This is a genomic window from Pseudomonas sp. 2995-1, from assembly GCF_002742505.1.
Lineage (GTDB): Bacteria > Pseudomonadota > Gammaproteobacteria > Pseudomonadales > Pseudomonadaceae > Aquipseudomonas > Aquipseudomonas sivasensis.
The window spans coordinates 1-406 of record NZ_LJSA01000467.1 but is presented as its reverse complement, the minus strand read 5'-3'; the positions used below and the strand labels follow the sequence as shown (position 1 = coordinate 406).

The following is a 406-nucleotide window of genomic DNA, read 5'->3' as shown; positions in this document are numbered from 1 at the left end:
ACTGACTATGGTGTTATTTATCTCTCAAGTGATGAGATTCAAGCAATGCAAGCAGCTAAGATTGATTTGTATTTCCGTTTTGTTCCAGTGAAGGATCAGAATGAACAAGGTATTGTAGGTCAAAGATTAGCTAGTAGTCCTGTAGTAAATGAAGCTATCTTTGAAGTGTTTGGTGTGTCAGGCCAAGTGAAAATTCTTGGAAATCCTATTGAGATAGAGACGAACTATAAAGGTTACTCCACAGACGTTATTCTACCAATCGAGGATATTTATTATGATGGTATTGATTTAGATATGCTTCGTGTTTATATCGAACACAGTGATGGTGAAATCGTTGTTAAAAAAGGAGAAATTGTTTTTGATGAAAATGGATTACCTCAAGGGTTTAAATTTACGATAAATAAAT

At 34.0% G+C, this 406-nt stretch carries 1 protein-coding gene; it reads left to right on the top strand.

Annotation, left to right across the window (positions count from 1 at the left end):
* Nucleotides 1-406, top strand: a 406-nt coding sequence (locus AOA61_RS31295) for a hypothetical protein (RefSeq protein WP_158234819.1), incomplete at both ends; no start/stop codon positions are given.